The following is a 21,394-nucleotide window of genomic DNA, read 5'->3' as shown; positions in this document are numbered from 1 at the left end:
GACGCCACACTGCCATGCCCGCCAACACTATCGTTTCCGTCACCTGCATTCCCTTGCGCCTGCCGTTCCATCACTGGAGCCCGTCGCCCCTGTTTGCTGGCCGCCCGCGCGACAAGCTGGACAGCGCGCTGGTGCGGGTGCAGACCGAAGACGGCACGGTGGCCTGGGGCGAGTCGTATTGCGTGGAGCCGCGCGCCTTGCCCGCCATCTTCGAGACGCTGATCGCGCCGCTGGCCTGCGGGCGCGACGCGGACGACGACACCCTGCTGCCGGGCATGCAGCGCACGCTGCACAATCTGGGGCGGTCCGGCCCGGTGGTGCACGCGCTGGCCGGACTGGACATCGCGCTGTGGGACCTGCGCGCCAAGCGCGCGGGGGTGCCGTTGTATGCGTTGCTAGGCGGCAAGCGCCGCGAGCGGGTGCGCGTGTATGCGTCTTTGCTGCAGTATTACGGCAACGCCGAACGCCTGGACTCCGTGACCACGCGCGCGCTGAACGAAGGCTATACCGAGATCAAGCTGCACGAGCGCACCGCCGACGCGCTGGCCGCCGTGCGCCGTAGCACGGGACCCGGCGTGCCGATCATGGTGGACACCAACTGCGCCTGGCAGCCGGGCGAAGCCGAAGCCGCCATCGCGGCCATGCGTCCGCATGATCCATTCTGGATCGAAGAACCCTTGTGGCCGCCGGAAGACGATCGCGCGCTGGCCCGCTTGAAGCAGACCTGCGGCATTCCCCTGGCCGTGGGCGAGAACGCCAGCAGCGCCACCGACCTGGAGCGCGTAGTGGACACGGAAGCGGCGCAATACGTGCAGCCCAGCGTCATCAAACTGGGTTTGACCGCCGCGTGGCGGATTGCGCAGAAGTGCTCGGACTCAAGCGTCATCTGCGCGCCGCAGGTAGCGTTTTTTGGCCCTGGCTATCTCGCCAGCCTGCACCTGATCGCCGCGCAGCAGGCCGAGGTATCGCTGGAACGCCTATATGTCGAACTGGCGCACGTGCCGTACGGAAAGCGCGTGCCGATCGAGGACGGTTGGGTCAACGTGCCGGACGGCCCGGGACTGGGCGCGGATCCGGAGGCGGAACTTGCCGAGGGCCAGTACAGCGCCTGAAACACCACAGGCCCCCAGAGGCCGCAAAGAACATGAACCAGGAGACAAAGACATGCACCCATCGCGCAGAGCGTTTCTGATCAACAGCGCCGCCATGGCAGCGGGCGCCGCCGTGTTGCCGTGGTCCTTCGCGGCACGCGCCGCGCAGTACCCGGACAAGGCGGTCCGCCTGTATATCCCGTACCCGCCGGGCGCGGCGACCGACACGCTGGGCCGGATGGCGGGTCAGGTGTATGCCGAGGCGCTGGGCCAGCCCTTTGTCGTGGAAAACCGCGGCGGTGGCGGCACCACGATCGGCACGCGTGCGCTGGCGGTGTCGGCGCCGGACGGCTACACCATCGGCATGGTCGACTCCACGTTCACCATCAATCCCGCGCTGCTGGGCGACCGCCAGCCGTACGACGCCATCAAGGACTTCGCGCCGATCTCGCTGATGGCGACGGCGCCCTTCGTCATGGTGGTGCACCCGTCGGTCAAGGCGACCGACATTGCGTCGTTCCTGGCGCTGGCCAAGTCGCAGCCGGGCACGTTGTCGTTCGGGTCGGCCGGCGTGGGCAGCGGGCCGCATCTGGCCGGCGAGCAACTGCGCCAGCAGGCGGGCGTGGATGTGCTGCACGTGCCGTACCGCGGCGGCGGCACCGTGATCACCGACCTCTTGGGCGGCCAGGTGCAGTTTGGCTTTGCCACCGTGCCAACGCTGCTCGAACACATCAAGGCCGGAAAGCTGCGCGCGCTGGCGGTCACCAGTCCGCAACGCACCAGCCAGTTGCCAGACGTGCCAACGTTTGCCGAGGCGGGGCTGCCGGGTGTGGATATCTCGCCGCTGTTCGGCGTGATTGCGCCGGCCGGCGTGCCCGAGCCGATCATCGAACGCCTGTCGCGGACGTTGGGCGAGTCCGTGCGCAACGGCGCGCTGCGCGACAAGCTGGCCGGGCTGGGCTTTCAGCCGGTCGGCAGCACGCCGGCGGAGTTCGCTAAGCGCATCCGCGACGACGTGGCCAAGTGGACCGCCGTCGTCCAGCGCGGCAACATCAAGGCCGAGTAGGACTGCGCATCAGGCGTACTTGCCCGTCAGGCCGCCGTCCACGAGCAGTTCGGTGCCGGTGATGTAGGACGCCTCGCCCGACGCCAGGAAGGCCACCGCATTGGCGACTTCCCACGGCGTACCCATGCGTCCCATCGGCACCTGCCGGTCGCGCGCGTCCAGGTCGTTTGCATCGAACATCTTGGCGACGTTGCCGGCGACACGTGGCGTATCGATCAGTCCGGGAATGACCGTGTTCACGCGGATGCGGTCGGCGGCGTATTGCTGCGCGGCCATCCGCGCAAAGTGAATGACCGCAGCCTTGCTGACGCTGTAGGCCAGATGCGGATAGCCGGTGTACCGGATGCCCGCAATGGAAGAGACGGCCACGATGGCGCCTCCGCCCTGGGCGCGCATGATGGGCGCCAGCAGGCGCGTGGCGATCAGCAGGCTGGTCACGTTCACCTGCTGGATGCGGTCCCAGTCCGCTATCGAGATGTCTTCGGGGCCGCCGACCTTGCCGATGCCCGCGTTGGCCTGCAGGATGTCGATGCGGCCAAAGCGCTTCAACGCAGCATCGACCGCCGCCTGCATCGCGTCCGCATCAGCCACGTCGGCCTGCACCGCCAGCGCGCTGCCGCCGGCCGATTCGACTTCATGCGCGGCTTCTTCGGCGGCGGTCAGGTTGGCGTCCAGCGCGATGATGGCCGCACCTTGGCGCGCCAGCGTCACGCAGCTGGCCTTGCCGATGCTCCAGCCCGGCGCCGACGCGCCCGCGCCTGCAACCAGCGCCACCTTGCCGGCGAGGCGCGCATGGGAATGGGAGGCGCCGGATCCCGCGCTCACGACTGCCCGCCGTCTTGCTGGTGGGTCTTGCCCTTGCCCACGTACGGAATGGCGTGGTCGATGGTTTCCCAGATGTATCGCCCGGAAGGACTTTGCTGCTCTTCGGCCACGTGTGACACCAGGCCCGCCGCGCGCGAAATCACGGCAAAGCCGCGCATCAGATCGGTCGGCACGCCAATCTCGCTGAGCAGCGCGGCCACGGCGCCGGTCGCGTTGATGGTGATGTGCTTGCCGTAGGTCTCGTCAATGGCGCTGGCCAGCCAGCGCAGCGCCTGGACAGACTCGCCGCTCAGCTCGTTCTCGGCTTCGGCCAGCGCCAGCAGCTTGATCGCGCGCGGATCGTCCGGCTTGTGCAGGTGATGGCCAAAGCCGGGCAGCGGGCTGCGCGACGCGCGGTGTTCGCGAGCAATCGCCAAGGCTTCCGCGGGGCCGTCGGATGCGTGCCGGATGCGGTCCAGAAGACGCGAGCAGTTTTCCATGGTGCCCACGAACTGGCTGCCCACGGCCATCAGGCCGGACGCCACGGCGCCCTGCAGATTCTCGGGTGCGCTCATGTAGATCAGGCGTGTGGCGATCGCGCTGGGCGTCATGCCGTGCTCCATCAGTGTGACCAGCACCGCGTCCACGATGCGCATGTCCACGGGGCGCGCGTCGCGGCCGAGGATCTGCATGATCATGACTTCGGTAAAGGACTTCTTGCCGATCAGGTCTTCAACCAGATCGACGTCGCGATACGACATGCCGGTGAGGTGATGGGCGCAGAGGCGGGTTTCGGGCTTGTTCATGGCGTCTCCTTCAATGCGGCGTCGCGCACCGCGTTCTTCAGCACCTTGCCCACGCTCGAGCGCGGCAGGCTGTCGTGGAAATGGATGTGTTTGGGCGTGGCCACCGGGCCCAGCAGCGCGCGCACGTGCGCCTTGAGTGTGTCGCCATCGGCCTGCGCGCCGGGTTGGAGCTGGACGGCCGCGTGAACCGCTTCGCCCCACTTGTCATCGGGCACGCCGAACACCGAGCATTCGTACACGGCCGGGTGGGCGGACAGCGCGTTCTCGACGTCCACGGGATAGATGTTGAATCCGCCGGTGATGATGACGTCGCGCAGGCGGTCCTTCAGAAACAGATAGCCGCGCGCGTCGATCAGGCCCGTGTCGCCGGTGTGCAGCCAGCCGTCGACAACGGTTTCGGCGGTCTTCTCGGGCAGGCGCCAGTAGCCGGTCATCACCAGATCGCCCTGAACCACGACTTCGCCGATCTCGCCGCGCGGCAGCAGCGTGCCGTCGGGCGCCATGATCGCCACGTCGGACAACGGCGTGACACGGCCGACCGACGCGCGGTTTTCCGGTGCTTCCAGATCGGCGGGCCGCAACACCGTGACGATCTGCGGCGCCTCGGTCTGGCCGTAGGTCGTGCCCAGCACCGGGCCGAAGAATGCGCGCGCGCGCTCGATCTTTTCTACCGGCATGGGCGCGCCGCCGTAGATCAGGTTGCGCAGCCGCGGAAAGTCCGCGCGCGAGACGCCGGGCTGCGCCATGATCATGTAGATCAGCGTGGGCGGCATGAAGCTCAGCGTGCCGCCGCGCTCGCGAAATGCCTCGGTAATGGTGGCGGGCGACACGCTGTCCAGCAGCAGGTGCGCGCCACCCTGCGCCAGCACCGGCAACAGATAGGTGCCCGTGCCGTGCGTGATGGGCGCGGACACCACGTAGCGGTCTTCGGCGGTAAGGCCCCAGTTGAGGATCTGGTTGACGATGCCGGCATTCCACGCGTGATACGGCTGCATCACGCCCTTGGGCAGGCCGGTGGTGCCGCCCGTGAACTTGATGGCCTGCGTGGCGTCGCGCGGTAGCGCATGGCGCGTGGGGACGTGGTCTGCAAAGCGCGCGAGCAGCGCGTCCAGCGCCAGGTCAGCGGCCGCGTCGTCCAGCACGATGCGCCGCGCGGACCCTGCCGGCACGAGCGGCGCGCCCACCTCGTCGACGATCACGATGGTCGGCTCGGTCGCATCCAGGATGCGGCCGATCTCTCGCGCGGTGCTGCGGTAGTTCAGCGGCACCCAGACCTTGCCGCTGGCCAATACTGCCAGCAGCGCCAGAATGTGGCGCGCCGAGTTGCCGGCGCAGATCGCCACGCGCGTCTGCGGCTCGGGGTCCAGGTCCTGCAGGGCGGCGGCCAGAGCGCGGGTGTCGGCCGCCAGCCGCGCGTAAGTGACCTGCCCATCGGGGCCGTCGAGCGCCACGCGGTCCGGATACAGCTCGGCCGCGCGGAAGAAGAAATCAATCGGGTACACCTGTGCTCCTTGATTGGCTAATTGGCCTTGAGGTTGGCGTTCTTCACGACCGCGCCCCACTTGTCGATCTCGCTGGCGATCTTCTTGGCAAAGGTCTCCGGCGTGTTGGGCTGTTGCGGCGCAAAGAAGCCGCCCTGCTTGTAGGAGGTTTGCAGCGCGGGGCTGGCCAGCGCCTTGTTCAGCGCCTGATTCAGGCGGTCGATGACGGGTCGGGGCGTGCCGGCGGGCGCCACCAGGCCGAACCACGACTCCACGTCGAAATCCGGCAGGCCGGATTCCGCCAGCGTGGGCACGTCGGGCGTGGTGGGCAGGCGCGCGGGCGACGTCACGCCGATGGCGCGCAGTTTGCCCGCCTGCACGTGGGGCAGGGACGACGGCAGGTTGTCGAACATGGAGTCCACCTGCCCGCCCAGCAAGTCCGCCACCGCGGGGCCGCTGCCGCGATACGGCACATGCAGGATGTCGGTGCCGGTCTTCATCTTGAAGAGCTCGCACGACAGGTGAATGGACGATCCGCTGCCGGATGAGGCGCACGTCAGCTTGCCGGGGTGCTGCTTGGCATAGGCGATGTATTCCTGCACCGTCGTGATCGGCAGCTTGGGATTGACCACCAGGATGTTCGGGATGGTCGCCAGCATGCCGACCGGCTCGAAGCCTTTGACGAAGTCGTAGTTGAGCTGGCTGTACAGCGTGCGGTTGATGGTGTTGGCAATCGATCCGACGTACAGCGTGTAGCCGTCGGGTGCTGCGCGCGAGACGATTTCCGCGCCGATGTTGCTGTTGGCCCCGGTCTTGTTCTCGACCACGACCGTCTGGCCCAATTCTTCCGCGAGGGACTTCGCCATCAGGCGCGCCACGATGTCGGTCGCGCCGCCGGCGGCGTAGCCGACGACCAACGTGATGGGGCGATCGGGGTAGGGCTTGGCGGCCCAGGCGGGAGCGGCGGCCACAAGGGCCCCGCTCAAGGCTACCGCCGCAGCGGTCCAGCGCTTGCCGAATGTCTTCATTGTTGTCTCCGTCCTGTTTGTCTAATAATTGGACAGATCTCCGTCTGTCCGCCTTCATATTCGGCTTTGATGGAGGCCCTATCAACGCAAGGTGTCCATAAATTGAACAAACCGGATTCCGAGGGTTCCGGTCCGCGCATCCTGAGGCGCGGGCTGAAGGTGCTGGGGGTGTTGCGCCAGGCCGGCGCGGCCGGCATGCACGTGGTGGACATTGCGCGGGCCGCGGGCATGCAGCGGTCCACGGTGTATCGCTACCTGGATGTGCTGGTCGAAGAAGGCTACGCGCTGCGGGAATCGGGCGCGCCACGCTGGCGTGTCGCCGAACTGGGCGTGATGATGGCCGGCGACCCGCATGCGCAGGCCGTGCGCAGCCTGCGGCCGTTGCTGCGCCAGATCAGCGACGTCAGCGGCGATTCGGCGTTTCTCATCTGCCGGGCGGCAAACGATTCACTCTGCCTGCATCGTGAGGTCGGAAATTACCCGGTGCAGGTGCTGGCCGTGACGGTCGGACATCGTCAGCCGTTGGGCGTGGGCGCGGCCGGGCTGGCGCTGCTGGGCGCCTTGCCCGCCGCCGAAGCCGACGAGGTGGTGGCGCAGAACGAGCAGGCGCTACGCGCGTACGGCGGCATGACGATGGCGCAGATGCGGCGCCTGGTGGAAAACACGCGCGGGCGCGGCTGGGCCGTGGTGGGCAACGCGGCGGTGCCAGGCGTGTTGGGGGTGGGGGTGGCGCTGTGCGATCCCGGCGGGTATCCCCGGCTGGCGGTCAGCGTGTCCAGCCTGATCAGCCGGATGCAGGCGCCGCGCCAGCGCAGCATTGCCGAACTGATCCGGGCGCAGGTGGCGCAGAGTGGATTCGGCATGCCGCACGGGGCGGCGGCAGGCGAGGGGGACTGAAGCCCGCCGCGATGTCGCTCCGGCGGCGGGCGGGGGCTGCTCTGTTCAGGCCGCGGCCGGCGTCGGCACGCGGTACGTCTTCTGGTAGTGCACCGTGAACGTCTTGAAGGCGTCCAGCGCCTTGTGGGGATCGTGTCCCGGTTTGACGAGGAAGCTGTCAAACCCCACGCGCGCCTGGTAGTGGATGGTGTCGATCATGACATCGCCAACCGCGCGCAGCTCGCCTTGCCAGTTGTGGCGCGTGCGTAGCAACTGCGCCAGCGAATAGCCGCGGCCGTCGGTGTAGACCGGAAAGTCCACGGCGATGAACGCGATGCCTTCGGGATGCAGCACGCCGTCGGTTTCCGCCAGATCCGTCAGGTCGGCGTCGGGGTTCAGCAGCACGGCCACGGGATGCTTGTGGCGGCGCAGTGTGGCGCGCGAGGTCTTCCAGACTGACAGCGGCACGATCCAGCCGGGCTCGTCCGACGGCACCTGGCCTTCGGCGGGCACTTCGGGTTCGGGCACGAAGGGGCGCGACGTGTCGGCCTCCAGCTTGCCGTTGCGGATGAGATGCGGGCCGGGGGCGTCGTGGGCGTAAATCTCAGACATGGGCGGGCTCCGCGACTTGCGTGGGTTTGGCGAAGGCAGGGTCCGCGTACACGTCCTGCTTGAAGGGATCGATGCCGACGCGATCGACCACGTCGATGAAGCGTTCGGCGTCGCTGTCGCGCAGGCCCAGATACGTGCGGATCAGGCGGTCCACCACGCCCGGCACCTGATGGCGCGCGAACGACGGGCCGATGATGCGGCCGATGGCCGCGCCGCCGCCGTGCGTGGATTCCAGGTCGGGCAGCGGCTTGGCGGCGCCGTTCTGGCGGCCGCCCACCGTGACCTGATACCACTCCTCGCCTGCCTTATCGACGCCAAGAATGCCGATGTGACCGACGTGATGGTGGCCGCAGGAGTTGATGCAGCCCGAGATGTTCAGGTCCAGCTCGCCGATTTCGAACAGGTAGTCCAGGTCGTCGAACTGGCGCTGGATGGCTTCGGCCACGGGGATGGAGACGGCATTGGCCAGCGCGCAGAAGTCTCCGCCCGGACAGGCGATGATGTTGGTGAGTAGGCCGACGTTGGGCGTGGCGAGGTTCAGGGCCTCGAGCTTTTGCCACAGCTCGTGCAGCCGGGCGTGGCGCACGTCGGCCAGGATCAGGTTCTGTTCGTGCGACACGCGCAGTTCGCCATAGCCGAAGTCGTCGGCCAGGTCGGCCACCGCATCCATCTGGTCCGCGGTGATGTCGCCCGGCGGCACGCCGGTAGGTTTCAGCGACACGGTCACGGCGGCGTAGCCGGCAACCTTGTGCGCGTGCACGTTCGTGCGGAGCCAGCGCGCAAAGCGCTTGTCGCCCGCGGCCAGCGCGGCGGTGTTGTCGACATCAGACGCGGCGGCGGCGTCGTGCTGCGGCCAGACGAAGCGCGCCTTGATGCGGTCCACGAATTCCTGGGTGATGGTGTCCGGGCCGTCCTTGATGCGCTGCCACTCTTCATCGACCTGCTGCGCGTAGACCTCGGGCGTCAGGTCCTTGACCAGGATCTTGATGCGCGCCTTGTACTTGTTGTCGCGGCGGCCATGCAGGTTGTAGACCCGCAACGCGGCCTGCAGATAGGTCAGCAGGTGCTGCCATTCGACGAACGGATTGATGAGCTTGCCGACGATGGGCGTACGGCCCAGGCCGCCGCCGATCCACACGCGAAAGCCCAGCTTGCCGTCGCGCTCGACGGCCTGCAGGCCGATGTCGTGCACGCCCACGGCCGCGCGGTCTTCCACGGCGCCGCTGACCGCGATCTTGAACTTGCGCGGCAGGAAGGCGAATTCGGGATGCAGCGTGGACCACTGGCGGATGATTTCGCACCAGATCAGCGGATCGACCAGCTCGTCCGGCGCGACGCCGGCAAAGTGGTCGGTGGTGGTGTTGCGGATGCAGTTGCCGCTGGTCTGGATGGCGTGCATCTGGACCGTGGCAAGTTCGGCCAGGATGTCCGGCACGTCTTCCAGCTTGGGCCAGTTGAACTGGATGTTCTGGCGTGTGCTGAAGTGTCCGTAGCCGCGGTCCCACTTGCGCGCGATGTGCGCCAGGGTGCGCAATTGGCGCGACGCCAGCAGGCCATACGGAATGGCGACGCGCAGCATGGGTGCGTGGCGCTGGATGTACAGGCCGTTCTGCAGGCGCAGGACGCGGAAATCGTCCTCGGTAAGCTGGCCATCGAGGAAGCGGCGCGTCTGATCGGCAAACTGCGCGACACGCTGCTCGACAAGCTGTTGATCGACGGGGTCATACACGTACATGTCTACTGCCCTTGGAAGTCTTCTCGGTCTGAACCCCGGGGATGGGGACGGGCGCACGGCGCCGGCAAAAACGGGATTCATAACCGTAACAGCCACCCATAAATGCCGTCTAAGTCATTCTGGTAATAAAGAAATAAGAGCCCCCACGCCGCGCGCGCTGCGCGCGCTAGCTGCCCCCCGGGGGGGCTGCCCCGCCTTCGGGCGGCCGGGCGGCGGGGCGGCTATTTTTGCGGAGGTCGGGCGCTACGCCCTGGCATAGGCCTCCACGCCGCGCGCGCGGTGCGCGCTAGCTGCCCCCCGGGGGGGCTGCCCCCGCCTTCGGGCGGCCGGGCGGCGGGGCGGCTATTTTTGCGGAGGTCGTGGAAACCAGCGGCGAGCGTACGTGCTTATATGGATATGCGGCTTGTCGCAGAACAAGCCCTTAAGACCCTACAACGCCGCATTCACCGCCCATCGGGCCACGAACACCAGAATGATCACCAGGCAGGCTGCGAGCAGCAGGCCGGTGGCGATGAGGGGGCCGGGTTTGTTGTGGGCGATGTCGGCGTCGTAGCCGCGGCCGCGGCGTACGCCGAAGAAGGCCCACAGCACGGACCGGACCGTGCGCAGGAAACCGAGCATATGCGCCTCCGGGCGGATTCTTGACGGTCCACTGTAGACGCTGTCTTGTCTGGCAGACAGATGCAGATCCGCGTCAGCCGACCGTATCAGTTGGCGCGGCGGTGTGTGCGCCGATGCCGCGCACGATGTGCTCCAGCAGTTCGCGCGCGGCGGGCGAGATGTGGCGGCCGGCGCGGCTCAGGACGTGCAGGCTGCCCTGGTTCAGGATGGGATTGGCCAGCGGCAGGCTGGCCAGCCGCTGCGCTTGCATGTCGGCGGTGACGGCGATGGGCGGCGTGAGCGCGTAGCCGATGCCGGCGGCCGCGAACTGCCACAGCGCCTTGAACGACGAGGTGGTCAGCACGTTGTGCAGCCGGACCTGCTCGCTGATTTCTGCGGCCTGGATGTGCTGGCGCACACCAAACCCTTCCTGCATGGACGCGCCGGGGTAGTCGGCCAGATCGGTCAGCAGCAAGGGACGGCGCATGCGCGTCAGCGGATGGTCCTGGCGCACGATGGCGCGTATGGGTTCGGGCCGCGAGTAATGTGTGCGCAGCCGGGCGTCGTTGGGCGGTTGGAACACCAGCCCGATGTAGGCGCGGTCGTCGACGATGCGTTGGACGATCTCTGACGTGCGGGCCACGTCGATATCCAGTGTGACCTCGGGATGGCTGCGCCAATAGCCCGGCAGCACGCGGTCGAACATCAGCTCCACAAAGCCTTCGCCCAGCACCAGGTCGATATGGCCGCGTTCGGCTTTGCGCAGGCTGTCGATCTCGGAAAAGAAGCTTTCCTGGATGTCCTGCTGCCGCTTCACATAGCGGGCCAGGATGTGGCCGGCATCGGTGGGCACGAGGCCGCGTCCCCGGCGTTCGAACAGTGCCATGCCGCAATCGCGCTCCAGCGCAGCGATGGCGCGGCTGACGGCGGACGGGTCCATTTCCAGGGCCTCGGCCGCGCCGCGTACCGAGCCCCGGCTCATGACCTGCATGAAATAGTGGGTGCGGCGCGCGTCGAGTTGTTCGTCCATGGCGGCTAGCTCCAGGCGGAATGCGGCTGATTTTCCACGGCAACAATTAAGGGTTTACCCTTATTTCGGTTAATTCCGTGCAAAATTTTCCCAGGAAGGGACTATCCGTTGCATTTTACGCAACGTTTATCGGCGGCCGGTGTCATGGTTGCCCGCCAGAGGGGCGGGCGAAAATTGCGCGGTCCGAGCCGGCCGCCCGTTGCGCGTGCCGATCGCGCCGTATTGGCCGCTTGAATCGGCCGGATCGCTGCCGCGATCACTATTCACGTCATCAGGGGAAAACCAATGTCTCATGCCAGCGCAAGCCTGGCCTCGCCGTCCATGCCGCTATCGGGGCGCGTGCGCATGCTCGCCGCCATCCTGCTCGTGGTGGTCATTGCCGAAGCGATCGGCAGCGTCACCTTCTCGGTCGGTCCGGGCAAGATCATCCTGCAGCCCATGCTGTGGGCCATTTTCATCGGCGCAGTGGTTGCGGCGTTCGGCCAGCGGCTGCCGGCGGGCGCGGGCATCGACAAGGCCATGCAGACCCGCATCAGCGGCTACCTGCAATACGCGCTGCTGCCCTTCCTGGCCAAGCTGGGTCTGATGGTGGGCGGCGCCTTGCCGCAGGTGCGCGAGGCCGGCTGGGCGCTGGTGTTCCAGGAGTTCGGCCACTTCTTCGGCACCATGGCCATCGGCCTGCCGCTGGCGCTGCTCCTGGGCATCAAGCGTGAAGCCATTGGCGCGACGTTCTCGGTGGGCCGCGAGCCCAGCCTGGCGATCATCGGCGAGCGCTACGGCATGAACTCGCCCGAAGGCCGCGGCGTCATGGCCGAATACATCACCGGTACCGTGATCGGCGCGCTGTTCGTGGCGCTGATGGCGGGCTTCATCACCAGCCTGAACATCTTCGACCCGCGCTCGCTCGCGATGGGCGCAGGTGTGGGCTCGGGCAGCATGATGGCCGCTGGCGTGGGCGCGATCGCTTCGCAGCAGACGCCCGAAATGGCGCATCAGGTCGCTGCGCTGGCCGCCGCGGCCAACCTGCTGACCACCGTGGTCGGCGTGTACTTCACGCTGTTCATCTCGCTGCCCACGACGATCTTCCTGTACGGCAAGCTGGAACCCGTGCTGGGCCGCTTCTCGCGCGGCAAGAATGAGGCCGTGCTCGACGACAGCGTCTCCGAAGACGTGCCCGCGCATGGCACGAAGATGGGCTTCGGCGACCGCCTGACCGCCTATGTCATCTGTGGCCTGTTCGCGTTGGTGGGCAACCGCCTGGGCTACAACGTGCCGTTCGCGGACGCGCTGCCCGGCATGGGCATCATCGTGCTGCTGGTCGTCATCACGGACCTGGTTCTGCGCGTCGTGCCCAAGCTGCCGGCCGTGTTCGTGCTGTCGGTGATCGCCATGACCGCGGGCTGCCCGGGTGTCCTGCCGTATTCGGACCAGATCATCGCGATGGTCGGCAAGGTCAATTTCCTGCCGTTCACGACGGTGATCCTGGCCATGGCCGGCCTGTCGATCCTGAAGGACCTGCCTGCGTTCCGCAAGCTGGGCTGGAAGATCGTGGTGGTGTCGCTGGCCGCCAATGCCGGTACGTTCATGGGCGCCACGATGATCGCGGAATTCTTCCACTGATCGATCGCGCATGGCGACAAAGCCGCCTGCTGCAGGCGGCTTTGTCATTTCTGGACCATGCCAGCGTCAGAGTTTGTAGCCGCCGCTTGCCTCGATCACCTGGGCGGTCACCCAACGGCCTTCGTCCGATGCAAGAAACGCCACCGTCGCGGCGATCTCGGCGGTCTCGCCGAAGCGGCCCAGTGCCGTGTCCGCCTCGATGGCTTTCACGAGGTCGGCGTTTTCGCGAACGGCGGCGTTCATGTCAGTGCGGATCCAGCCCGGCGCCACCGCGTTCACCGTGATGCCGCGAGGGCCCAGTTCCTGGGCGAGCGCGTGCGTCAGGTTGTTGATGCTGGCCTTGGCCATCGAGTAGATCGGCACGGCAGACATCGCCCGCACGCCGGCGCCGGAAGAGATATTGATGATGCGTCCATTGCGTGACAGACGGCTCAGCGCGGCTTGAATCATGAAGAACGGCGCTCGGGCGTGGACGGCGAAAAGTGCGTCCCAACTCCCCGGGGTGGCATCCGCCATTCCGCCCCAGCCCGAATTGCCCGCATTGTTCACGAGAATGTCGAGCGCGTTGCTGCCGTTCAGGTCCGTGAGCCGGCCGTCAAGATTCTCGAACAGGGCAGGAATGGTGCTTGCATCGGAAAGATCGGCTTGCAGTGCGAAAGCACGGCCCCCGGATGCCTGAATGACGCCGACCACGTCGTCCGCGCCGGTCTTGCTGACGTTGTAGGTCAGCGCGACCGTCGCGCCTTCTCTGGCCAGGCGTTCAGCAATCGAACGGCCGATGCCGCGGGACCCTCCAGTTACCAGGGCGGTTTTTCCAACAAGCGTCTGTGACATGGAATTCTCCTTGGTCAAACGATCCGTTCGCGCACGATGGGGCCCGGATCTGCCTGGGCAACGGAAAGCCCCATGCGAATCAGATCCGCATCGCCGCGGTATTCATGTTGTGCAATCTGGTGCAGCAGCACGCCCAGTTGCTCCAGTTGGCGGGCCGCCTTCAGTGGGCCTGCATTGACGGGCGTGAAGCCAGCGTCTTCGATCAGACCCCGCACGAGCTGACCGGCTTCGGCATCGTCGGTGGCATAGAAAACGTTGGGTCGGGATGGCGACGCCGCCCACGCGGCGGCTTCCAGCACCGGCGCCGCCATCAGGCTGAACGCCTTGACCACCCGCGCCGCGGGAAGCCGCTTTTGCAGGTATTCGGCGGTCGAGCTGTCGCGCATGAATGCGTGATCGTGGAAGTGCTCGAAATCGCCGGTGACGCCGAGTGGATTCATCGTTTCGATCACGACCTTGCCGTCGAGCGCATCGCCCGCCGCATCGATCACGGCGTCCGCACGCGGCCAATAGACCGAGAACAGCACCGCTTCACCGAAGTCCGCGGCCTGCCTGATAGTGCCGGGTCTGGCGTGGTCAGCCAGTTCGGCAAGCAGGGGGGCAATCTTGCGGTCCTCGCCGTCCTTGGCGAGCACCAGTTGATGATCGGCGGCTGCCCAGGCCCTTGCGAGCCGGCTGCCGATGTTGCCGGTGTTCAGAATTCCTATCTTCATTGCACTATCCGTTTCGTGTGAATGCGCCCGGTGGCGCCGCGAACGGGCACCGGGCTCAGGGGGCTCAGGGCGTGACGGTGGCAGCGCTGGCCTGCTCAAGAAAAAGATCCACGTGCACTTTCGGCATGCCCACCAGCGTTCCGCCGATAGGAGACGGACGCACCGCCGCATCGATAAGCTCGCGTGCCTCGTGCGAAGAAACCGGCTCGCCCCGCTGCAGGTAGACCCTCTTGGCCTCAACCTCTGACAAGCCCTCCGGGACCACAGGCGCGTACCGCCAGAAGTAGATCGGCGTGCCGGGTTCGATGCGCCAGCTGTCGGCCAGCGAGCCGGCGTGGACGACGTCGTAGCCCACTGCCTCGATGAAGCGCGTCACGGTCTGGATCGCGGCGGCATTGTCACCGGCGACAGGCAGCGTGGTTCGATCAGCATCGCCTTTGTGGCGGGCGTTGCTTTCCATGTGAATCCAGCTCAGGTTGTGAAGCCCTTTGATCACCGCCGCGCCCCGTAGGTGACGCTGGATGAGCTCGCTTGACGTCAGCTCGCCCGCGTCGAGATCAGCGCGGTGGAACCCGCCCATGCCGGGGTAGTAGTTGGTCTGGTCGAGCACGACCTTGCCGGCGAACTTGTCGGCCGGCAACCTTTCGAATGTCGCCAACGGAATCGCGAGCGAGACGATGTCTCCCGCCGCAATCGCCTCGTCGACAGAGCCGGCACGGGCGCGGGAACCCAGGGCCTTGACCAGCTCGGTAAGCGTTTCGGGACCGCGTGAATTGCTGATCACAACGTTATGACCCGCCGCGATAGCCAGACGCGCGACGGCCTTTCCGACAAGGCCCGCGCCAATGATTCCGATCGTTTGTTTCATCGTATGTATCCGTTGATGGAGCACGGCGGACATCCGCCGGCAGATTTCATGCAGGGCCCACGCTGCGGGTGCCGCGTGGGCATGAATCGCACTGTAAATTTCGCCCGTGGATTGATAAATAGCGCCAAAGGGCAAATACTGTTGTCCATGAATACATCAATCGATTTGCCCGAAATGCGTGTTTTCGCAGCGGTGGTGACCGACGGCTCGTTCACGAGCGCGGCCGAGCGGCTTGGCACCGATAAGGCGCGCGTCAGCCGGATCGTCCGGCGCATGGAAGAAAAGCTGGGCGCCCAGCTCCTTACGCGATCGACACGCCGGCTCAATGTGACCGAGGTGGGACGGGACTATTTCGAACGCGCCGTCTGCATCCTGACCGCCGCTGAGGCGGCCGAAGCCGCGGTGGCGCAGCAGTCCCGCGAGCCGAAAGGACTGCTCAAGATCACGGCGGGGTCCGAGTTCGGGACGATGGTCGTGGATGACTGGATTGCGGCGTTTCTGCGAGCAGCGCCGAAGGTGACCGTGGAAGCGGAATACACGAACCGGCTGGTGGACATCATCCATGAAGGATTCGACGTCGCGATTCGTGTCGGCACGCTCGAGGATTCAGGATTGTCGGCGCGCCGGCTTGGGGAAGTGTCTTACGGGCTGTATGCGGCCCCGGACTACCTGAAACGCGCACCTGCGCTTTCCGCGGTCGGGGATCTGAAACACCACGCCCTGATCATGAAGACGATCCGTGGCCGCGCCAGTTGGGCGCTCGTCAACGGCGCGAACGCGGACAGGATCACCGCGGCGCCGCGATGTGCCGTCAACAGCACCATTGCGGCAAAAAATCTTGCCGTGGCCGGGCTTGGCGTTGCGCAACTGCCGCGTTTCATGGCGGCGCCCTACGTGTCGGACGGCAGCCTGGTTTGTGTGCTTTCCGGCTGGGCGGAGGTGCCGGCACCGGTTCATGCCGTGTTCGCGTCCAGCCGCTATATGGATCCCAAGGTGCGCAGCTTTGTGGATCTGAGCGTAAAAGCGTTCAAGGGCGCAGACGCCTGATTGCCGCCCTTTTACAGCCAGGGTGACTGGCCGGGCCGGTAGCGCGCGTTGTCGGTCACGTTTTCAGTGGGCCCGATGTTGGCCACTGGGGGGATGCCGACGCCTGCGGCCTTCATGACAGCTGCCGCCTGCAATTCCACCTGCGGATTGCCCATGGCGACGCGGTAGGGTTGCAGCGGCGCCAGGCCTTCGATGGTGCCCCAGTCGTTCGCAGTGTCGGCGCGCTGCGCCACCGGGTCGGGCCGTGCGGCAAAGTCTTCGACTGCGCGCCGCATCCGGGCGTCCGCGTACAGGTCGCGCAATTCATCGATGTTGATGGCGGGGGCGGTGAGGGCGAGGGGCGCGACTGCGGAGTCACCCTTGTTTCTGACGGGCGGGGCGTCTTGTTCCGCCCTTGCCAATTTGTCGGCCTGGGCGCGTTCCACGCGCTGGGCGTCGCGCGCGGCCTGGGCTTGTGCGGTGCGCTGCGCCTGCCGGGCTGCAAAGTTCTGCGCGGCGCGTTCGGCTTCCCAGGCGGGGCGGTTTTCATCCAGCATCGAAACGCGCGCCGGATATGGCGCGGCGACGTGGGGGATGGCGGAGATCGCAGAAATGGCCATGCGGGGGCTCCTTGTCGTGGGTGACCTTTGGGTTGGTCTGTCCGGGGAGATGCAAGTTCACTGTAGCAAAGGCCCCTGCGAAAGGCTTTATCCATCTGTGGATTTCGTAACCGTCTCCCACGCCGTCAATTCTTCCCGCAAGGCGGCCAGCTTGCCCCGCACCAATCCGAGCGCATCGCTGCCGAGCAGCAGGTGTGCGGGTGGATGATCGGCGTTGATGGCCGCCAGCATCGCGCGCGCCGCCTTGCGCGGATCCCCCAGTTGATGGCCGCTTTTCTCTTCGCGGGCCTTCCGGATGGGGTCGAAGATGGCGTCGTAGTCCGCAATGGCGCGGGGGGTGCGCGTCATGGATCGGCCCGCCCAGTCGGTGCGGAACGACCCCGGCGCCACCGCCGTCACGGCGATGCCCAGCGGCTTCACTTCCTTGCCCAGGGCTTCGGAAATCCCCTCCAGCGCGAACTTGCTGCCGCAGTAGTACGCGATGCCGGGCATGGTGATGTGTCCGCCCATCGACGTGATGTTCAGGATGTGGCCGCGCTGGCGCTGGCGCATGAAGGGCAGGACCGCCTTCATCATCGCGACCGCGCCAAATACGTTCACGTCGAACTGGCGGCGCATTTCTGACAGGGGCGACTCTTCCATCACGCCTTCATGGCCGTAGCCCGCGTTGTTGACCAGCACGTCGATGGCGCCGGTGCTGGCTTCGATATCGGCTACGACGCCGGAGATGGCGTCGAAGTCGGTGACGTCCAATATGCGCCCGATGGCAGCGCCGGGAGACAGGCTTTCAAAGGCGAGGCGGGCCGGCTCGCCGCGCACGGTGCCGACGACGCGGTGGCCTGCGGCAAGGGCTTCCTCGGCCAGGGCGCGGCCGAAGCCGCTGCTGACGCCCGTGATGAGCAGGGTTTTGGGAGAGGTCATGGAGCAGACTCCTAAGTCACTGGAGAATGCATGGTAGTCTTGCGAAAACCTGTGGATAAGCCGTATTCCGCTGCTTATCTTGCACAAAACTATGAGCTCGATATCCTCGGCCCTCCACGACGCCGTGGGCCCCGCTTCTACTGAAAACCGCATGGCCGCGCTGCTGCGCGGTCTGGCGCCTGACGAGGGCTACAACCTGACCGCGTTGCCCAGCGTGCGCGTGCTGCGCGCCAACCGGGCGCTGGCGCGCACGCCGGTGCTATATGACCCCGGCATCGTGATCGTCTGCCAGGGCCGCAAGCGCGGCTACTTCGGGGATCGGCTGTACCTGTACGACGAGCAGCATTACCTGGCCGTCTCCGTCCCGGTGCCCTTCAGCATGGAGACCGACGCAACCCCCGAGCGCCCGTTGCTGGCGCTGTACCTGCACCTGGATTTCGCGCTGGCCGCGGAACTGGCTTCGCAGATCGACGGCGCCGGCGTCGCGGCAGCTGCCCAGGCGCCGCAGAGCATGTTGTCGACGCCGATGGACGACGCAATGCGCAAGTCGGTGCTGCGATTCATCGAGGCCATGTCCCGGCCGCTGGAAGCCGCCGTGTTGGGACCGGGCCTGTTGCGCGAACTTTACTTCCGCGTGCTGACCGGGCCGCAGGGCAGTTCGATGCGGGAAGCGTTGTCCCTGCGCGGGCAGTTTGGCCGGATCGGCAAATCCCTGCGCCTCATTCTCGCGGAATACGCCGGGCCGCTCGACGTGACGCGGCTGGCGGAAGAGGCGGGCATGAGCGTCCCGAGTTTTCACAGCCATTTCAAGGCGGTGACGCAGGTCTCTCCCATGCAGTACGTGAAATCGACGCGCCTGCACCAGGCGCGTCTCTTGATGGTGCGGCAGGACCTGACGGCCGAGACGGCGAGCCAGGCGGTGGGCTACACGAGCCCGTCCCAGTTCAGCCGCGAGTTCAAGCGCCTGTTTGGCCTGACGCCGGCGGCGGAGGCGCGACGCATGCGCGAAGGCTTCGCCCTGCCGGCGTTTGCGGACGCCACCTACGTGTCGTCACACTGAATTCAAGGCTTGGTGGCCTGCATCGACGGACGCTGGCTGAAGCTTTCGAACCACTTGGCCGTGGCGGGATGCGAGGTGCGCCAGTCCAGGTCCGGAAAGCGGAAGTCCAGATACCCCAGCGCGCAGCCGATGGTGATGGTGCCGATGTCGAGCCGGCCTTCCAGGCCTGCGGCGTTCTTTTCGATGAGCGCGAGGCCGTCGCGCACCTTGCCAAGCTGGCCCTCGACCCAACCATCCCAGCGCAACGCCTCGGGGCGCAGCACGGTCTCGTAGCGCGCCAGCAGCGCCGCACCCAGCATGCCGTCGGCCATCGCCTGCTCGGCCAGCACCGGCCAGCGGGCCTTGCCGGCAGGAAAGAACGTACCGCCGCCCAGGTCGTTCAGGTACTCGCAGACGACGCGGCTGTCGAACAGCGCCTGGCCTTCATCCGTGATCAACGTGGGCACCTGGCCCAGCGGGTTGCTCGGGATGATGGTCTGGTCGCGGGCGACGGGACCAGCAGCGCTGGGCAGCTTTTCAAGGCGGTCGACCAAGCCGAGTTCATGGGCGATGACCATGCACTTGCGTACGAAGGGCGAAGCAGGCGAGAAGAAGATTTTCATGGGATTCCCTGTCGGTGAGAGGCGTCAGTGTTGCGCAGGGGGCGAACGCTGTCCAGCCTGCTGGCGGATGACCGGCGAAGGGGGAACGGCGCCGGAGCCGATGCGGTCCGGCGCGCGACGCTTATTGCGTAATACCCGTTTCCAGGCAGGGCTTGAATTCGCCGGATTCCGGATCGCGCAGGAACAGCACGCCGGTGGCCACGCCGAAGTAGGCGCCGTGCAGTTCCAGTTCGCCCCTTTCAACGCGCCGGCGGATGGACGGGAACGTCATCAGGTTGTTCAGGCTGTGCGCGACGGTGGCCAGCTCCAGGCGCTTCAGGTTGGCCTGGCGGTCGCCGGTATCCGGCGACATGCCCTTGGCCACGGGTTCGATCTGCGACATCCACTTGCCGATGAAATCGCTCTTGCTCAGCGGCGTGGCGTCGTCGAAGAAGAAGCGGATGCCGCCGCAGGATGCGTGGCCCAGCACGACGATGTGCTTGACGTTCAGGCCGTTGACCGCGAATTCGATCGCGGCGCTGGTGCCGTGGTACGACGATTCCGAGTCCGGGTCACAGGGCGGCACAAGGTTGGCCACGTTGCGCACGACGAACATCTCGCCGGGGCCGGCATCGAAGATCGCTTCGGGCGACACGCGCGAGTCGCAGCATCCAATGATCAGGATTTCCGGGCTTTGGCCGATCTCGGCCAGCTTTTGATAGCGGCTGCTTTCCGTCTGGAAGCGGCCGTCCAGGAACGATTGATAGCCTTCGGAGAGTCTTTTGGGAAACATGATCTTCACTTCCTAGTATCGAGGCCAGGCTTGCTGGCGCGCCGGCATACGCAAGAAGGGGCTTCGTGTGGAAGCCCCTTTTATCGAGCCGGCAGCCAGGATTTTCCCATAATCGGCCTGATAGCCGCCTGTCTAGACCCTGATCACAAAAGGGTTTTTCGCGGCTTGGCGGTCGCCGGGCCGCCCTAGCGGGCAGCCACGTCCAGCGCGGTCACGCGGGTGAATTCTAGCGGCGTGATGGCCTTGACCACCTTGATCTGGCCGGGAGCAAAGGGGCCGATGACGTCTTCGCTGACTCGGCCGATCTCGCGGTTCTGTGCGTCGTACAAGACATAGGTGAGGAGGACGCTGCTGACGGGGCGCTCGGACTGGTTGGCCAGAAAGCCGGTGATGGTGGAGACGTTGCGGGTGCTATCGCGCACGGCCTGTACGTTGCCCAGGGTGATGCCGTAGGCAAGGCTTTGCGCGGCGGCGGCGCCGGACAGGCCGGCCAGCACTGCGAGCGCGGCAAGGGCGAGTTTCTTCATGGTGGTCTCCTGATGCCCGCGGAGTGACGGTTGCAGCGCGGCTCGCGGCGCGGGGTATGCGTATCTCACTCCTTTCCGGGCGGGGATACAACGGGCCAGATGGATGAATGGGTAACAGGTTGCGGCGGATATTGCGAATGCTGGGGGTTTGTCCGATGATGACCGGGCCGGCGCCTTGGCCGGCGGACCGTGCCGCCCGCGTTGCGCGTGCCATTGCGCTTGGGGGCGCTCAAGGGAGGAACTCATGCTTTCCCGTACCAGCCAGCTGGCTTCGGCCATCCTGTTGTCCGCATGTTTTGCCGGCGCGCAGGCGCAGACCCCCGCCGCTCCCTCAACTGCCAAGACGCCCACGCCACAGCAGCAGCGCATGTCGGACTGCAACAAGTCCGCCGAGGGCAAGAAGGGCGACGACCGCAAGGCGTTCATGAGCAGTTGCCTCAAAGGCGAAGAGCCGGCCAAGCAATTGACGCCGCAGCAGCAGAAGATGAAGGACTGCAACGCGAAGGCCGCGGAACAGAAACTGGCCGGCGACGCGCGCAAGACGTTCATGAGCACCTGCTTGAAGGGTTGAGCGACCGGCAAGAGAAAACGCCAGACGAATGTCTGGCGTTTTTTTTTGGGGGCCGGCAAAGAATTCGGTCAGCTACGGTCAGGTGTCTGACACCCCTGGCACACCGGTTAAGTGGAAGATGCTCTCCTGCG

The 21,394-nt window shown here is 66.3% G+C and carries 23 protein-coding genes; 7 read left to right on the top strand and 16 right to left on the bottom strand.

The window, feature by feature from the left end; translation table 11 throughout:
* Positions 1 to 14 precede the first annotated feature (14 nt).
* Both AC6LJW_RS08670 and AC6LJW_RS08665 read left to right on the top strand, forming a co-directional pair.
* On the top strand, positions 15 to 1,112 hold the full coding sequence (locus AC6LJW_RS08670) for a mandelate racemase/muconate lactonizing enzyme family protein (RefSeq protein WP_498086980.1): 1,098 nt from the start codon (positions 15 to 17) through the stop codon (positions 1,110 to 1,112).
* Positions 1,113 to 1,164: 52 nt separating this feature from the next.
* Entirely contained in the window at positions 1,165 to 2,157 is a 993-nt protein-coding gene (locus AC6LJW_RS08665; protein WP_498086979.1) for a Bug family tripartite tricarboxylate transporter substrate binding protein, read from the top strand.
* A gap of 9 nt (positions 2,158 to 2,166) precedes the next feature.
* On the opposite strand, the gene AC6LJW_RS08660 is transcribed toward AC6LJW_RS08665, so the two are convergent.
* Genes AC6LJW_RS08660 through AC6LJW_RS08645 form a run of 4 tightly spaced genes read right to left on the bottom strand, consistent with a single transcriptional unit; the run spans position 2,167 to position 6,276 of the window.
* Positions 2,167 to 2,982: an SDR family NAD(P)-dependent oxidoreductase gene (locus AC6LJW_RS08660; protein WP_498086978.1), complete on the bottom strand. Its 816-nt coding sequence runs from the start codon at positions 2,980 to 2,982 to the stop codon at positions 2,167 to 2,169.
* Entirely contained in the window at positions 2,979 to 3,767 is a 789-nt protein-coding gene (locus AC6LJW_RS08655; RefSeq protein ID WP_056559823.1) for a citryl-CoA lyase, read from the bottom strand. The genes AC6LJW_RS08660 and AC6LJW_RS08655 overlap by 4 nt, the downstream gene beginning before the upstream one ends.
* Positions 3,764 to 5,269 carry a class I adenylate-forming enzyme family protein gene (locus AC6LJW_RS08650; protein WP_498086977.1) on the bottom strand — a complete coding sequence of 502 codons (1,506 nt, stop codon included), beginning with the start codon at positions 5,267 to 5,269 and terminating at the stop codon, positions 3,764 to 3,766. The genes AC6LJW_RS08655 and AC6LJW_RS08650 overlap by 4 nt, the downstream gene beginning before the upstream one ends.
* A gap of 17 nt (positions 5,270 to 5,286) precedes the next feature.
* Positions 5,287 to 6,276 carry a Bug family tripartite tricarboxylate transporter substrate binding protein gene (locus AC6LJW_RS08645; RefSeq protein WP_056559820.1) on the bottom strand — a complete coding sequence of 330 codons (990 nt, stop codon included), beginning with the start codon at positions 6,274 to 6,276 and terminating at the stop codon, positions 5,287 to 5,289.
* A 102-nt stretch (positions 6,277 to 6,378) separates the two neighbouring features.
* On the opposite strand from AC6LJW_RS08645, the gene AC6LJW_RS08640 reads away from it, so the two are divergent.
* On the top strand, positions 6,379 to 7,173 hold the full coding sequence (locus AC6LJW_RS08640) for an IclR family transcriptional regulator (protein ID WP_427986034.1): 795 nt from the start codon (positions 6,379 to 6,381) through the stop codon (positions 7,171 to 7,173).
* Positions 7,174 to 7,218: 45 nt separating this feature from the next.
* Here AC6LJW_RS08640 and AC6LJW_RS08635 read toward each other — a convergent pair whose 3' ends face one another.
* The 4 genes from AC6LJW_RS08635 to AC6LJW_RS08620 form a co-directional block, all read right to left on the bottom strand.
* Positions 7,219 to 7,764, bottom strand: a complete 546-nt coding sequence (locus tag AC6LJW_RS08635; RefSeq protein ID WP_498086976.1) for a DUF934 domain-containing protein — start codon at positions 7,762 to 7,764, stop codon at positions 7,219 to 7,221.
* The gene (locus AC6LJW_RS08630; protein WP_056559814.1) at positions 7,757 to 9,499 is read right to left on the bottom strand and encodes a nitrite/sulfite reductase; all 1,743 of its coding nucleotides are present in this window, start codon (positions 9,497 to 9,499) and stop codon (positions 7,757 to 7,759) included. Before AC6LJW_RS08630 ends, AC6LJW_RS08635 begins: the two co-directional genes overlap by 8 nt.
* A gap of 429 nt (positions 9,500 to 9,928) precedes the next feature.
* Entirely contained in the window at positions 9,929 to 10,120 is a 192-nt protein-coding gene (locus tag AC6LJW_RS08625; RefSeq protein ID WP_056559812.1) for a DUF2970 domain-containing protein, read from the bottom strand.
* Between the two features lie 73 nt (positions 10,121 to 10,193).
* On the bottom strand, positions 10,194 to 11,129 hold the full coding sequence (locus tag AC6LJW_RS08620) for a LysR family transcriptional regulator (RefSeq protein ID WP_056559811.1): 936 nt from the start codon (positions 11,127 to 11,129) through the stop codon (positions 10,194 to 10,196).
* 285 nt (positions 11,130 to 11,414) lie between these two features.
* Between AC6LJW_RS08620 and AC6LJW_RS08615 the strand changes: the two genes are divergently transcribed.
* A complete protein-coding gene (locus tag AC6LJW_RS08615) occupies positions 11,415 to 12,749 on the top strand; it encodes a DUF3100 domain-containing protein (protein ID WP_498086975.1) in 1,335 nt (444 codons plus the stop codon).
* A gap of 66 nt (positions 12,750 to 12,815) precedes the next feature.
* On the opposite strand, the gene AC6LJW_RS08610 is transcribed toward AC6LJW_RS08615, so the two are convergent.
* The 3 genes from AC6LJW_RS08610 to AC6LJW_RS08600 form a co-directional block, all read right to left on the bottom strand.
* The gene (locus AC6LJW_RS08610; protein WP_498086974.1) at positions 12,816 to 13,601 is read right to left on the bottom strand and encodes an SDR family NAD(P)-dependent oxidoreductase; all 786 of its coding nucleotides are present in this window, start codon (positions 13,599 to 13,601) and stop codon (positions 12,816 to 12,818) included.
* Positions 13,598 to 14,296 (bottom strand): NADPH-dependent F420 reductase, encoded by a 699-nt coding sequence (locus AC6LJW_RS08605; protein WP_498086973.1) that lies wholly within the window; start codon positions 14,294 to 14,296, stop codon positions 13,598 to 13,600. The genes AC6LJW_RS08610 and AC6LJW_RS08605 overlap by 4 nt, the downstream gene beginning before the upstream one ends.
* Before the next feature lie 64 nt (positions 14,297 to 14,360).
* Positions 14,361 to 15,164, bottom strand: coding sequence for an NADPH-dependent F420 reductase (locus AC6LJW_RS08600; protein WP_498086972.1), 804 nt, complete (start codon positions 15,162 to 15,164; stop codon positions 14,361 to 14,363).
* A gap of 81 nt (positions 15,165 to 15,245) precedes the next feature.
* On the opposite strand from AC6LJW_RS08600, the gene AC6LJW_RS08595 reads away from it, so the two are divergent.
* Positions 15,246 to 16,211 (top strand): LysR family transcriptional regulator, encoded by a 966-nt coding sequence (locus AC6LJW_RS08595; protein WP_498086971.1) that lies wholly within the window; start codon positions 15,246 to 15,248, stop codon positions 16,209 to 16,211.
* Positions 16,212 to 16,222: 11 nt separating this feature from the next.
* On the opposite strand, the gene AC6LJW_RS08590 is transcribed toward AC6LJW_RS08595, so the two are convergent.
* Positions 16,223 to 16,810 (bottom strand): hypothetical protein, encoded by a 588-nt coding sequence (locus AC6LJW_RS08590; RefSeq protein ID WP_498086970.1) that lies wholly within the window; start codon positions 16,808 to 16,810, stop codon positions 16,223 to 16,225.
* Between the two features lie 87 nt (positions 16,811 to 16,897).
* A complete protein-coding gene (locus tag AC6LJW_RS08585) occupies positions 16,898 to 17,731 on the bottom strand; it encodes an oxidoreductase (protein WP_498086969.1) in 834 nt (277 codons plus the stop codon).
* A gap of 151 nt (positions 17,732 to 17,882) precedes the next feature.
* Here AC6LJW_RS08585 and AC6LJW_RS08580 point away from each other — a divergent pair, with 151 nt between their 5' ends.
* On the top strand, positions 17,883 to 18,791 hold the full coding sequence (locus tag AC6LJW_RS08580; protein ID WP_498087013.1) for an AraC family transcriptional regulator: 909 nt from the start codon (positions 17,883 to 17,885) through the stop codon (positions 18,789 to 18,791).
* 2 nt (positions 18,792 to 18,793) lie between these two features.
* On the opposite strand, the gene AC6LJW_RS08575 is transcribed toward AC6LJW_RS08580, so the two are convergent.
* The 3 genes from AC6LJW_RS08575 to AC6LJW_RS08565 all read right to left on the bottom strand — a co-directional run bounded on the left by AC6LJW_RS08575 (position 18,794) and on the right by AC6LJW_RS08565 (position 20,692).
* Positions 18,794 to 19,393 carry a glutathione S-transferase gene (locus AC6LJW_RS08575; protein WP_498086968.1) on the bottom strand — a complete coding sequence of 200 codons (600 nt, stop codon included), beginning with the start codon at positions 19,391 to 19,393 and terminating at the stop codon, positions 18,794 to 18,796.
* Positions 19,394 to 19,514: 121 nt separating this feature from the next.
* A complete protein-coding gene (locus AC6LJW_RS08570; protein ID WP_056559801.1) occupies positions 19,515 to 20,165 on the bottom strand; it encodes a carbonic anhydrase in 651 nt (216 codons plus the stop codon).
* A gap of 185 nt (positions 20,166 to 20,350) precedes the next feature.
* Complete coding sequence (locus tag AC6LJW_RS08565; protein ID WP_427984195.1) at positions 20,351 to 20,692, bottom strand: FxLYD domain-containing protein; 342 nt, start codon at positions 20,690 to 20,692, stop codon at positions 20,351 to 20,353.
* Positions 20,693 to 20,936: 244 nt separating this feature from the next.
* Between AC6LJW_RS08565 and AC6LJW_RS08560 the strand changes: the two genes are divergently transcribed.
* A complete protein-coding gene (locus AC6LJW_RS08560) occupies positions 20,937 to 21,263 on the top strand; it encodes a PsiF family protein (protein ID WP_056559798.1) in 327 nt (108 codons plus the stop codon).
* The last annotated feature ends 131 nt before the right edge of the window (positions 21,264 to 21,394 follow it).

Source organism: Achromobacter sp. 1012554356 (assembly GCF_059760815.1).
The sequence above is the reverse complement of the archived record's forward strand: the minus strand, read 5'-3'. Positions and strand labels throughout refer to the sequence as shown.